General features: G+C 61.3%; 13 protein-coding genes. 4 read left to right on the top strand and 9 right to left on the bottom strand.

Translation table 11 applies throughout. The annotated features are described in order from the left end of the window. A complete protein-coding gene (locus A0251_RS07570) occupies positions 1-1,242 on the top strand; it encodes an MFS transporter (protein ID WP_062816242.1) in 1,242 nt (413 codons plus the stop codon). Beyond that, a complete protein-coding gene (gene tusA / locus A0251_RS07565) occupies positions 1,239-1,475 on the top strand; it encodes a sulfurtransferase TusA (protein ID WP_062816241.1) in 237 nt (78 codons plus the stop codon). The genes A0251_RS07570 and tusA overlap by 4 nt, the downstream gene beginning before the upstream one ends. A gap of 163 nt (positions 1,476-1,638) precedes the next feature. On the opposite strand, the gene A0251_RS07560 is transcribed toward tusA, so the two are convergent. Then, positions 1,639-2,325, bottom strand: coding sequence for a hypothetical protein (locus A0251_RS07560; RefSeq protein WP_062816240.1), 687 nt, complete (start codon positions 2,323-2,325; stop codon positions 1,639-1,641). A 153-nt stretch (positions 2,326-2,478) separates the two neighbouring features. Between A0251_RS07560 and A0251_RS07555 the strand changes: the two genes are divergently transcribed. After that, entirely contained in the window at positions 2,479-2,934 is a 456-nt protein-coding gene (locus tag A0251_RS07555) for a gamma-glutamylcyclotransferase family protein (RefSeq protein ID WP_062816239.1), read from the top strand. Positions 2,935-3,079: 145 nt separating this feature from the next. Here A0251_RS07555 and A0251_RS07550 read toward each other — a convergent pair whose 3' ends face one another. Further along, positions 3,080-4,459: an MATE family efflux transporter gene (locus A0251_RS07550; RefSeq protein ID WP_062816238.1), complete on the bottom strand. Its 1,380-nt coding sequence runs from the start codon at positions 4,457-4,459 to the stop codon at positions 3,080-3,082. 64 nt (positions 4,460-4,523) lie between these two features. Here A0251_RS07550 and A0251_RS07545 point away from each other — a divergent pair, with 64 nt between their 5' ends. After that, positions 4,524-5,072 (top strand): elongation factor P hydroxylase, encoded by a 549-nt coding sequence (locus A0251_RS07545; RefSeq protein WP_062816342.1) that lies wholly within the window; start codon positions 4,524-4,526, stop codon positions 5,070-5,072. A gap of 239 nt (positions 5,073-5,311) precedes the next feature. Here the strand turns inward: A0251_RS07545 and A0251_RS07540 are convergent, their stop codons facing one another. Genes A0251_RS07540 through A0251_RS07510 form a run of 7 tightly spaced genes read right to left on the bottom strand, consistent with a single transcriptional unit; the run spans position 5,312 to position 12,367 of the window. Then, positions 5,312-6,622, bottom strand: a complete 1,311-nt coding sequence (locus tag A0251_RS07540) for a DUF58 domain-containing protein (RefSeq protein ID WP_062816237.1) — start codon at positions 6,620-6,622, stop codon at positions 5,312-5,314. Beyond that, positions 6,619-7,590 (bottom strand): MoxR family ATPase, encoded by a 972-nt coding sequence (locus A0251_RS07535; protein WP_062816236.1) that lies wholly within the window; start codon positions 7,588-7,590, stop codon positions 6,619-6,621. Before A0251_RS07535 ends, A0251_RS07540 begins: the two co-directional genes overlap by 4 nt. Continuing rightward, positions 7,587-8,894: a DUF4350 domain-containing protein gene (locus tag A0251_RS07530; protein ID WP_062816235.1), complete on the bottom strand. Its 1,308-nt coding sequence runs from the start codon at positions 8,892-8,894 to the stop codon at positions 7,587-7,589. Before A0251_RS07530 ends, A0251_RS07535 begins: the two co-directional genes overlap by 4 nt. Beyond that, on the bottom strand, positions 8,887-10,389 hold the full coding sequence (locus A0251_RS07525) for a DUF4129 domain-containing protein (RefSeq protein ID WP_062816234.1): 1,503 nt from the start codon (positions 10,387-10,389) through the stop codon (positions 8,887-8,889). Before A0251_RS07525 ends, A0251_RS07530 begins: the two co-directional genes overlap by 8 nt. After that, complete coding sequence (locus A0251_RS07520) at positions 10,370-11,359, bottom strand: stage II sporulation protein M (protein ID WP_062816233.1); 990 nt, start codon at positions 11,357-11,359, stop codon at positions 10,370-10,372. Before A0251_RS07520 ends, A0251_RS07525 begins: the two co-directional genes overlap by 20 nt. Next, positions 11,356-12,036 carry an RDD family protein gene (locus A0251_RS07515; RefSeq protein ID WP_062816232.1) on the bottom strand — a complete coding sequence of 227 codons (681 nt, stop codon included), beginning with the start codon at positions 12,034-12,036 and terminating at the stop codon, positions 11,356-11,358. The genes A0251_RS07520 and A0251_RS07515 overlap by 4 nt, the downstream gene beginning before the upstream one ends. Next, positions 12,026-12,367 (bottom strand): DUF2069 domain-containing protein, encoded by a 342-nt coding sequence (locus A0251_RS07510; RefSeq protein ID WP_062816341.1) that lies wholly within the window; start codon positions 12,365-12,367, stop codon positions 12,026-12,028. Before A0251_RS07510 ends, A0251_RS07515 begins: the two co-directional genes overlap by 11 nt.

Here is a 12,367-nt window from a genome sequence, read left to right as displayed (position 1 = left end):
ATGTCAGCCCCCCGTGCCACCCCGGCACTCTTTGTCACTCTGGGCATGCTCTACTTTGCCCAGGGCCTGCCCGCCGGGTTGTTGGGCAAGTCCATGCCGGCCCTGGCCAGGGACGCAGGCCTGTCGCCGGAATGGATTGGCCTGCTGGCGTTGCCGGCGCTGCCCTGGGCACTGAAGTTTCTCTGGGCGCCCTGGGTGGACCGCTGGGGCAGCGGCAAGCCCAATCACCGCAAGCGCTGGATTCTTGCCTGCGTGTTTGCGGTAATGCTGGTGTTGGCAGTCACTGCCCTGTTTCCCCGCGAATGGTTGTTCGGGCCCGGCTTTGCGTTGCTGGTGGTGCTACTTTTCCTGCTCAACCTGTTCAGCGCCACCCAGGATATCGCCACTGACGGCCTGGCCACGCGCTTGCTGACACCGGACCTGCGTGGGTTAGGTAACAGTATTCAGGTGAATGGCTACAAGATTGGCATGATTCTCGGCAGTGGTGCCCTGTTGATCATGGTCGGTCACTGGGGCTGGCAGGGTACTCTGGCCAGCCTGATGCTTGCCCTGTTGCTGGTGGCGCTGGTTGTCTGGCGGTTTCATGAACCACCGGAGCAGATCCGGCCCCGCCGACCGGTGACGTTACGCTGGTGGCGCCGGCAATTGACCCTGTTCTGGTGGCGCCCGGGTATGGCCGTTTGGTTGATCATTCTGCTGGGCTACAAGGTCGGTGATGGTTTTGGTACACGTATGATCAAACCCTTTCTGGTGGACCGGCAATGGACGCTGGAAGCCATCGGTCGTCTGGATCTGGTGTCATCCCTGGTGGGGCTGGCCGGGGCGGCGCTGGCCGGGGTGTTGATGATGCGCCTGTCGCGCAAACTGGCCCTGTTCGGGTTTGCCGGGTTGCAGGCCCTGTCTTTTTTGGGTTGGTGGGCGGTGGCCAGCAGCCCGGCGGATCATTGGATCTGGCCGGTGGCGCTCTTCGAGCAGTTCGCCGATGGCCTTTCCACCGTGGCCCTGTTTGTGTTGATGATGGACTACTGCCGCAGTGGCCATGAGGGAAGTGACTACACCATGCAGGCGTCCGTGCAGTTGTTTGCGGTGGGGGCCTTTACCCTGGCCAGCGGCTTCAGTGCGGCCTGGCTGGGATATGCTGGCCATTTCCTGCTGGCTGCGATTCTCTGCACAGCCGTTATAATGGCCGCCTTTTTCTGGCAAGCGCCTCTTGTTGGCAACGCAAAAAAGGTAACTCCATGAGCCACGATGCCCAACACCACCTCGACGCCACCGGCCTGCTGTGTCCGGAACCGGTAATGATGCTGCACAACAAGGTGCGTGACATGGACCCCGGCGAGGTTCTGGAAGTGCGTGCCACCGACCCGTCCACCGAACGGGACATTCCCAAGTTCTGTCAGTTTCTTGGCCACACCCTGCTGGGGCAGGAGCAGGAGGGGGAGCTGTTTGTGTATTGGATAAAGAAGAAGCAGTGAACAGTTAATAGTTAACAGTGAATAGTTGCGCGCCCAAGCGCATTGAAAGTTGAGCGCAAAGAGGCCGCGCTCAAGCCATGGGCGCGGCCTCTTGTGTTGTGGATTCTCTCACGGATCAATCCGCGTAGCTGTTCACTATTCACTGTTAACTATTAACTGCCTTTCAACTCCTTGCCAGCATTGCCACCGCCGCCAGCGCCTCCGGATCTCGTTCTTTGAGTTTGTTGGCGATGCCGTGCTGGAAGAAGTAGCGGAAGTCCGGCAGTTGCTGGGCCTGGATCAGACACCCGGCGCCTGGCAGGACCGGGGTTTCCACCAAGCCATTTTCCTCCGCCACCATGGCAGCCAGACTCCCGTCGGCGGACAGTTGCCAGCTCACCACTTCCATCAGGCTGATGGTGTGGAAGTCATCCTCGGAAAATACCGCGTGGGTGCCGATCGTGTCGGGAATTTCCTGAATCGTCTGATGCCCAGGCTGGGGCGTGCCGAAGAAGCTGATGGCCGCATCCAGTTCCTGCACCTTGTGTGCCGGGGCATCAATAAAAAGGTAATCGCTTTCCGGAAGACGGTAACCTTCCCAGCGGCCGTTCAATGGATCCGCCAGGGCCATGGCGGTCACCGGTTCTTTCAGCCAGGGTACCATGGCCACAGTGTCGCCATTGGCGAGACGGGCCCAGGCCAGAATTTTCAGTGAGAAGAGTTTATCCGGGTGATGATCATTGGCGTACAACAGCTCAATGCCATCGTATTCCGGGGAGAGACGCAAAATGGGGGGCTGTGCCGCTTTGCGGCGTGGAGAGAAAGGAACCACATTGTTCCCGCCAGGGTGTTGCCGGTGAGCCTGAGTCATGGGCACCTCCCGGTACAAGTCCTTGGCGCCGCCAGCCCGACACACAGTGTTCGTTCTGCACGGCCCGTTAATTCACGTTAGCCTGTACGGGCCGGCCATGCAAGCCGCTGCAGATAACCGGCTTATCGTGGCATTCTTCTTCAGGAGGCGAGTGTGCAGTGTGAGTATTATTTTGCCTATGGCTCGAACATGAATCCGTCCCGCATGGCGGTGCGGGGGATGCAGTATCGGGATTCCATGGCGGCGCGGCTGGAAGGGTGGGCGCTGGCCTTCAACAAGCGAGCCCACGGTCTGCAGGGTATTGCCTACGCCAACATCGTGCCGACGGATGGGGTCGTGGAAGGGGTGTTGTACCGCTTGCGCGATCACCAGGAAATCGAGCGAATGGATCCCTATGAGGGCCACCCGGTGCGTTACCGGCGTGAATGCCTGCCGGTGCAGACCGGCGCCGGTGAAGTGCTCACCTGGGTTTATATTGCCAACGCCGACTGGCAGGCGGAAAACCTGAAACCGGAGCGCTGGTACCTCAACCATTTGCTGAGCGGGCGGCCCTGGTTGAGCGACAGCTATTATCGACGTTTATTGCAGGTCCCGGTCTTTGAACCCTGACAACCAAGGATTAACGTGCAAAACTTGAATGCTCAGGTTTCCTGCCCCGAAACTGTGTTCGCGTCTCGTAGGGTGCACTGAGCCTAGGGTGAACTGCACCATTCAGACGCCGGATAGGTGCAGTTCGCCCTAGGCTCAGTGCACCCTACCGAGATGCCGTAGGTGAAACGTCAGCCGTCGGTGACAGGGTTTGCCGCATCCGCCAGCGCAGCCGCCATCCCAGCAGAATCGCCGCCACGGTCAGGCCCGCCACCAGTCCGATCCAGAACCCTGCCGGCCCCATGGGTTCGCCGAACCAGTGGGTCAGGCCCAGGCCGTACCCCAGTGGCAGGCCCACACCCCAGTAAGCGAACAGGGTCATGATCATTGGCCAGGCGGTGTCTTCAAAGCCGCGCAGGCAGCCGTTGGCACATACCTGCAGGGCATCGGATACCTGATACAACGCCGCGAACAGCAACAGATAGGTGGCCAGCTCAATGACGTCCCGGTTGTTGGTATAGATATGGGGGATCCAGCCTCTTGCCAGGACCAGCGCCGCTGCCGCTGTCACGCCCACCACGGTGGTGATACAGAGTGCCACCTGCACCGCATGTCGCAGCCCCTGCTCGTCGTGGCGTCCCCTGGCATGGCCCACTCGCACGGAGGCCGCCAGGGAAAAGCTGAGCGGTACCATGAAAATCAGCGAGGTGAAATTCAGGGCGATCTGGTGGCTGGCCACGATCTGGGCGCCCAGGCTGCCAATCAGCAGGGCAATCACGGCAAAGATGCTGACCTCGAAAAAGATCGATAAGCCCACCGGCAGTCCCAGACGCAACATGTACCCCAGACTGGCCATCTCAACGTGGCGCCGGCGCAGATTCAGCGGAGCATGCTGGTACACCGGGTGGCGGTGGGTATAAAACAGCATCATCAGTGCCATGGACCACATCACCAGGGAGGTCGCCCAGCCACAGCCCACGCCGCCCATGGCGGGAAAGCCCAGCTTGCCGTAGATCAGCACATAGTTGCTGGGGATATTGATCAGCAGGCCGATCACACTGAACAGCAACACCGGGCGAGTGTGATTCATGGATTCCGTGTAGCTTCGCATGGCCAGCATCAGGGCGGCACCGGGCATGCCCCAGCTGAGCGCATCCAGATAGCCACTGACCAGCGGGCGAATGGCCGGGTCCACGTCCATCCACACCAACACCGGTGCGATGCTGCGCAGGATCATGGCACAGAGCACCCCCAGCCCCAGGCCCAGCCAGATGCCCTGCTGGGCGAGCGGGTTGATGCGATGGTAAGCTTCGCCGCCGAGATGGCGGGACAGAATCGGCGTGGCACTCATCAGCACGCCGGTCATGAACAGAAACAGGGGCACCCAGATGCTGGCACCCACCGCCACTGCCGCCAGATCATTGGCACTGACCCGACCGGCCATCATGGTATCCACGAAGCCATTGGCGGTCTGGGCCAACTGGCCGCCGAGAATGGGCAGGGCAAGGGTGAGCTGGGCGACGAGCTCCTGACGACGGGATGACATAGGCGCGACGAATCTTATGGGTGATCTTGGCGGTAAACCACAGGGCCAAACAAAGGCGGCTACCATACCGCAAAGCGCTGTTCGGGGGCACCGTAGCGAGGACCTGGACAGACTGTTTAGGGCCACTTTTTTTCATTCCCACACCACCGTGCTGGAAGGCGGCGCGGACGAACCCGTGTATCGTCCGGGCAATCCCCATCGTATCTGCTATACCCGTGACTATTTCCGCAGCGCCCTGCACGAAATCGCCCACTGGTGCGTGGCAGGTCCGGCGCGCCGTCAGCAGGAAGATTATGGCTACTGGTATGCACCGGATGGCCGCAATGCGGAGCAGCAGGCAGAGTTCACCCGGGTAGAAGTGTTGCCCCAGGCCTATGAGGCGCTTTTCTGTGCGGCCTGCGGGCATCCGTTTCGGGTGTCACTGGATAACCTGGATGGGGAGGCGGGGGATGAAAGGGACTTTGCAATGAAGGTGCATGATAAGGCGCTTTCCTTACTGGAAAACGGCCTTTCTGAACGTCCCCGGCACTGGTGTCAGACCCTGGCAGATTTCTACGGTCGGACGTCTATTTCCCTGGAGAAGGGGCTTGGCGAGGTTTTTGATTGCCCTTGATCAGTGGACTGGAGCGTTTTAGTTAACAGTGAATAGTGAACAGTTAACAGCGACGCGACCGGGCTTTTCTGGTGCTGCAACGGAAGAGGCCGCGCTCATGATGTAAACCGGTTTCGAGTAGCGAGAAGCGAGTTCCGAAAAGCCGCCAACCTTATTGTGTTGTGCCTTTCGAAACTCGCTACTCGCAACTGTTTTGATCGCGCCGCCAGCGACGCTCGTACGGCGGGGCGGGATTGGATCTATAACCGTCCGCTGCGTTTCAGCATCAGGTAAAGGTTGTTGAGCTGCGCCGGCATGTGCTGCGGGGTGGTTGCCGTGACCAGGGCGCCGGCGTGACGCAGGCGGGTATGCAGGTCGTGGCGGGCCTGTTGTTCCTGAGCGTCGGCACAGACTTGCAGGGCCTGATCAAAATCATGGCCCACCGGTTGCCGTGACAGTTGTTCCTGCTCCGGCAGCAGCATGTCGGCAATCAGCACCAGATGGTGGCGACGCAGCAGCGACACGGCGCTTATCAAGTCATCCAGATCTTCCTGCTGCAGGCGGGTAACCAGAACCACCAGGGCTCGCCGGCGGCTGCGGCGGACCAGTTGCCGGGCGGCCAGGCTGAAGTCGCTGGCATGCTGGCTGGGGTGCAGATCGTAGAGTCCGTTGAGCAGGTGGTTGATACCCTGCTGGCCCTGCACCGGCGGTAGCCAGCGTGGCTGGTCGCCGGAAAAGAGCATGGCGCCGGCCTTGTCCTTTTGCTTGAGGGCGCTCCAGGCGAGCAGCAGGGCGGCGTTAAGGGCGTGATCGAAACCGGTCAGTGAGCCCACCGGCATGCCCAGACGGCGGCCGCCATCCAGCATTATCAGCACCTGTTGATTCTGTTCATCTTGGTATTCCCGGCTGATCAGGCTGCGCCGTCGGGCGGTGGCCTTCCAGTCGATTTGCCGCAGGCTGTCACCCGGGTGGTATTCGCGTAGCTGGTGAAACTCCATGCCTTCGCCGCGGCGCGGTTGCAGGCGGGTGCCGGTGAGCAGGTGGGCATGGCTGGCATCCAGTCCGCTGTGACTGAGCCGGGAAAAGTCCGGGTATACCGGCACGGTGCAGGTGGCGTCGCACACCTTGCGTACCTGCCACAGCTTCAGGCGGCTGGGGAACCAGAACACCAGATCGCCGAACTGTACCGGGCCGCGGCGGCTGGGCCGGTAATGATAGGTCAGCTCGGTCAGTTCTTCTTTTGCGCGCGTCAGGGTGGCCGGAAGGCCGGTGTGGGGATCATCGCCGGGGTGCTGGTCGGCCAGCTCCACGCTGTCTGGCAGGCTTGCCGAGGTAACCCTGACTCGTACCAGGTGCGGCTGTTGCACCGACAAAGCGGTAGGCAGCTCCCGGTGCGCCTGCGGGGCGGGCAGGCGGCGGGCGTGCCATAGATCCAGCAGCGCAATCACCAGGGCCAGGCCGCCCAGGGCCCACCACAGTGCCACGGCCAGCATGCCGGGTATGACCAGCAATGGCAGGGCCAGTAGCGCCCACAGGCCGGCGAGCAGGAGAAGACGCGGCGCAGGCTTCATTGCTTCGGCGCTTCCACCTGTTCCAGCAGTCGACCCAGGGCGGTTTCCGGAGTCTGGCCTTCGATTTCCGCATCGGCGCTGAGCTGGATACGGTGCCGCAGTACCGGGCGGGCCACCTGCTGTACATCGTCCGGGGTGACGAAGTCGCGGCCCTCGAACAGGGCCTGCACCCGGCTGGCCCGGGCCAGGGCGATGCTGGCGCGTGGGCTGGCGCCGTGACTCAAACCGCTGAAGTCCCGGGTGGCGCGAACGATGCGCAGGGCATAGTCGAGCACCTCGTCATCAATCAGCACGCTGTCGCTCAGGGTCTTCATGGCTTTCAGACCGGCGGCATCGGTGACGGGAGTCAGGCTTTCCACATCCAGGCTGGAGCGGATGGTGCCGTCCAGCACCATGTTCACCAGGCGGGTTTCGTCCGCATGATCCGGGTAGTCGATCAGCACCTTGAACAGGAAGCGATCCAGTTCCGCTTCCGGCAGCGGGTAGGTGCCTTCCTGGTCCAGCGGGTTTTGGGTGGCCAGCACCATGTAGGGCTCATTCAGGGTGAACGCCTTGCCCTCGATGGTGATCTGCCGCTCCTGCATGACTTCCAGAAGCGCCGCCTGCGTCTTGGCCGGTGCCCGGTTGATTTCATCGGCCAGCAGCAGTTGCGTGAAGGCGGGGCCGCGGCGAATGCGGAACTGCTCGCTTTTCTGGTCGTACATGGCGTGGCCGGTGACGTCCGTGGGCATCAGGTCCGGGGTGAACTGGATACGGTTGAAATCCAGTTCCAGTACCTTGCCCAGGCTGCGCACCAGCAGGGTCTTGCCGAGCCCGGGTACCCCTTCGATCAGCACATGGCCACCGGATACCAGGGCAATCAGCACTTCACGAACCACCTGACGCTGACCGATCAGCACCTGATTGAGATGGTGTTCAATATCCTGGGCCAGGCGGGTGGCGTCGGCCAGGGTGGTGGGCTGTGTCATGTTTCACTCCTTAGAGCCTGCAGCAGGCTTACTTGCTGGGTGAGCTGGTCGCGGTTTGCCGGTGGCTGTGTCAGTGCATGGTCCAGTTGTGCCACGGTGACCTTCAGATGCGCGGCGGCGCGTTCCAGGGCCTGCTGGCGCTGGTGATGGTAACGGTTGAGTCGGGCTTGTGCCTGCTGGCGCAAGGCGGTGAGCAGGGTGTCCTGCTGTTCGGTGCGCCACTGGAAATAACCACTGGCGTGTAGATGCTGCAGGTAATCCCGATGGTTGTCTTCGGCAACGGGCTGAATCGGGCCGCGGCGGGGAATCCGTGACCACAACCACAGGCCTAGCAGCAACAGCAAGGCGGTTCCCAGTTCCGGGGCGCGAAGCCATAACCATTGCAGTAGGGGGGGCATGGCCACGGAGCGCACGAACCACACCGGCTGATCGCCGGTGAGCCAGGCCAGCAGCCAGGCATGGTCGAAATAATGCAGATTCTGGTTATTCCACAGTCCCAGGTCGGTGAGCACGGTGATCTGGCCATCGCCCAGGGATAACTGGACCAGTTGGCTGCCGAAATCATTGTCCGCATAGGCGGTGACTTCCGCCGGCCACTCGGGAAGAAACTCTGGCGGGGTGTCTTCCTCGTTCCAGCTGTCGTGCCAGAGTACATGCTGGCTATGCAGCTGGATGCGTCGGGAGGGTTGATCATCACCGGCATGCAGCAGCAGCGGCTCCGGTTGTGGGGGCGCCTCGCAGGCCAGTGCTTCGCAGGTTTCCCGCAGTTCGTCGTTATCGGTCAGCAGGCAGTATTGCAGGGGATTACCGGCAAAGGCCGGTAGCGCATCCAGCAATTCGAAAAACGGGTCCAGCGCTTCGTCGACGGTTTCCTGTTCACTTTTCCAGACCGTGATTCCCAGGCTGAAAAGGAGGGGGTCGTTGTCCTGCCACTCCCTCTCGGTGGCGGTATCTTCATCCCGGGATTTTGGCAATGGGCGTGCTTCGACGATCAGTTCACCGCCAGCTTCCACCCATTGCAACAGTGAGCGGACCTGACCGGTATTGAGCAAGCCGCGCTGTTTGTCGATGATCAGGGTGGTGTCTTCTTCCGGCAACGGGAACAGGGCTGCGGCACTCAGTATGCGTGTGCTTGGCTGGCCTCGCTGTGTCAGCCAGTCCTGGGCAGCGCTGTAGGGATTGCGTTGAATGGCGCTGTCCGGCGCCGCTCTCTGGATCACGGTGACCGGCTCGGTCAGTGCGTAATAAGCGATCGTAAGCGCCACTACGAGCAGGGCGCCAAGCCAGGGAAGCTTTTTACGCATTGGCGGCCACCTCTGCGCTGATTTGCTCCCAGTCAGCCAGCAGGGTGCGCACCGTCTCGGCGTCCACCGGACGATGGGCCCAGGCCGTGCTGATCCAGGCCTGGATCAGGCGTTGCAGATAGAGAATCGGCAAGGGTTCACCATGGGCGGCCTGAAGGTTGCGCAGGCATTGCTGTTCGGTGCTGCCGGCGGCCAGTGACACCGGATAGCGGCGCAGCAGCTCGGCCAGGGCACTGCGCAACATCAGCGACAGGGCCAGGCGAATGTCGTTGGCACCGAGCGCTTGTTCCGTGGCGTCGCGCAGGTTCTTCGGCAGGCTCTGGCGGCGAATATCCATGCCGGCCACATGGGTAGGAATCACCGGGGTGCTATCCCGATTGCGGCTCCCCAGCCCCAGCTGATCCATGACCTTGATCAGCAGCCAGATCGCCAGCCCGGCGAAGACACCCCAGAACAGTATCCATAGCACCGCATCTGGGATATCAAAGGGGCTGTCGGAGGGTTCCTGTTGCTCATCATCGTCCAGGTTATCGAAGAAGTGTTTCCAGAATTTTTCCAGCCAGCTATCGCTGTCGTCGTCTTGATCTTTCCATTGCCGTTCGGTGCGTTCTTCGAAGGGCATGTAGTCCGGGCCGGCCAGTAGTTCGATGACCTGCTGTTGCTCTTCATTATTGCGGGGGGAAGGTTGTGCCGTTACCGGTTCTGGCAAGGGCAGCAACAGGGCCAGCAGCATTAGCAGGGTGGCACCGGTGCGGCTTGCCCGGTGGCGGCCCAACCGGGTCAGGCCCAGTTGCAGGTCCCAGCCTTCCAGCCAGGTGCGCTTGTTCAGATAGAGGGCAAAGCCACAGGCCACATAGAGTGGTTCGGTGACACACATGACCAGGTACAGAGTAGCGCTGGCAATGGCCATCTGCAGGGCACCCTGATCGTAGAACCAGTCACTCCATTCCAGGCTGAATTGCCAGGGCACCAGGGTGTAAAGCAGTACCATCAGCCCCATGGCCATGAACTGCTCCAGATGCAGCACCACGATGGTCATGATGCCGGCCCGGTTGGAAGGGTAGTTGTTCAGTGCCCGCAAACGCTGGCTGAGTTGTTCCCCCTTGGCGCCCTCCAGTTGCCAGACGCAGGTGTTGAAACTGCGTGCAGGGCTGAAACGGCGCCAGGTGAGCTGGCTGGCCAGGCCGGGCAGGGCGTACTGGCGCCAACGCTGGAACAGTTGCTTGAGCGTGAGGGTTTCCGCAAACAGGGCATGGCTGTACCAGGCCAGCACCGGTCGCTCCCAGAGGGGTTTGAGCCACCAGAACAGGAACAGCGGCCACAGGGTTTCTGCCAGCAGCGACCAGCCAAGCATTAGTCCGAAAGGTACCAGCGTGAATGCCAACCATACCCATAGCACGGGGGCGGCCCATTGCCGATACAGTTTTGTGCCCAGGTCCACCGCCTGCCAGGGGCTACGCGGTGCCAGGCGGGCGCTAGCTTTCTCGAGTTCCATTACGTCCCCCGAAGAAAAGATAGAGATAAAGCAGAGCCCAGCAGGCCGCACCGACGCTGTATTTTATGGTGGCGTCGAAGTCTCTGGGCGACCAGAACGCTTCGATGAAAGCGGCCAGCAGCAACAGAGCGAAGACCCCGTACATGGTCGGCAAGGCATCCCGTGCTGCCAGGCGCAGGGCATCCAGCCGTGACCATTGTCCCGGTGCAATAATCGACCAGCCCAGTCGCAACCCGGCGCCGCCGGCCAGCACGATGGCGGTGAGTTCCGGGGCCCCATGGGCGATGACGAAGGTAAAGAAGGCCTCATGGCCGCCGGTGTTGATCAGGTGGCCGGCGATGGCGCCAAAGAAACTGCCGTTGAACAGCATGACAAAGATGGCACCCACGCCCAGCAGCAGACCGCCGGCAAAGGTACGAAAGGCAATGCCGATGTTGTTCTTGATGTAGTAACCGAACATCAGCACATCATCCTCGCCCTCTCGCCCGGCATGGATGTCGCTGCTGCCCGAATCCTCCGGCTGATACATGAGCTCCAGATCCGAGAGCATGGCTTCGTCTACTACGGTGTAAATCATCTCCGGTTGCTGCTGCACCAGAATCCAGGCGAGGGCGATGGACAGAACGAAACTGAGGGCGCTGACCAGGTGCCACTTCCATTGCCGTCGCACGGCGGCGGGAAAGCCATGGGCAAAGAATGCACCAATACGATCCGCCAGGGGCGGGTTGTAGCGGTACAGCTGGCGGTGGGCGCGCAGCACCAGATTGTTCAGGTATTGCTGAAGTTCCAGACTGTAGGTGCGCTCCCGGGCCAGCGCCAGTTGATGGCATAGCTGGCGGTAATCTGCCACGAAGCGGTCCAGCGGCAGGCGTTTCTTGCGCGACACCCGCAGCGCTTCCAGTTGCTCCAGTTGCTGTTCCAGCGACTCCCACAGAGGTCGGTACTGTTGTTCGAAGCGAGCCTGTTTCACCGTGCCCCCTCAAGCAAGTAACGGGTTACGGCTCGCAGGCGTTGCAATGCCTGGGACGGGTTCAGTTCCGGGAACGCCAGTTGCGCCAACTCCTGCTGGCGGGCTTCGGAGAATTGATCCTGGCGTTCGTGGAAGGCCAGCAGAGCCAGCTGGTCCTGGGCGCTGAGTGGCCAGTCCGGCGGATTGGCCGGGCCGCTGTGTTGCTTGCGGGTGCTCCCGGTTTGCTCGATATGGACGACCAGGGTGTTGGCCGCCATGTCCCCCAGGCGCTGATAGCGCGGACTGATCAGGGTGGTGATAAAACCGAGCAGATAAAACAGCGGGAAAGCATCTGCAGTGCGCAGCAGATTCCGGATCAGACTGCCGTTAAAACTGAGCGGGCTGCCGTTGGCGTGGACCACGGCAATGCCCATGGCTTTCTTGCCCGGGGTCTGGCCATGGCGCAGCGCTTCGAACAGGGTGGGGTAAAACCATTCCAGGGCAAAGCCGATAATCAGCAGCAGGCCAATACCCATTTTGCCAAGCATGCCCAGCACAAACGCCAGGACCGCGAAAATCAGCAAACGCAGGAGGAGGTCGATACCGTAGGCCATGGCCCGGGTTACCGGGCCCGCCAGGGACAGGCTGAGCATGGCCCCTTCCGGTGTCTCCACCTCATACCGTTCGTCAATCAGCATTTTGCCCCTGGCGAATCTGCAGGGCAGAGAATACGAACAGCATCACCGTCAGCGAGGTCTTGGCGATGGCCAGGGTGCGCACCGGCGGCGGATCCAGTAGCTGGACAGCATAGCCGCAGAAATAGAACAGCAGAATAAAGCACAACCAGGTGGCTTGGCGCTTGTTACCACTGATCACGGCCGGCAGCATCAGCACCAGCGGTGCGTAGAGAATCGCCGCAAAGATGATGCTGGAAAGAGGATGGACATCCGGCGGCGCCAGGCTGAACAGCCCGGTGATGCCCACAAACAGCAAGAGTGCGTAGCTGATACGCAGAAGCAGAAGATTCAT

Origin of the sequence: Alcanivorax sp. NBRC 102024, from assembly GCF_001602235.1 — a bacterium.
GTDB lineage: Bacteria > Pseudomonadota > Gammaproteobacteria > Pseudomonadales > Alcanivoracaceae > Alcanivorax.
The sequence above is the reverse complement of the archived record's forward strand: the minus strand, read 5'-3'. Positions and strand labels throughout refer to the sequence as shown.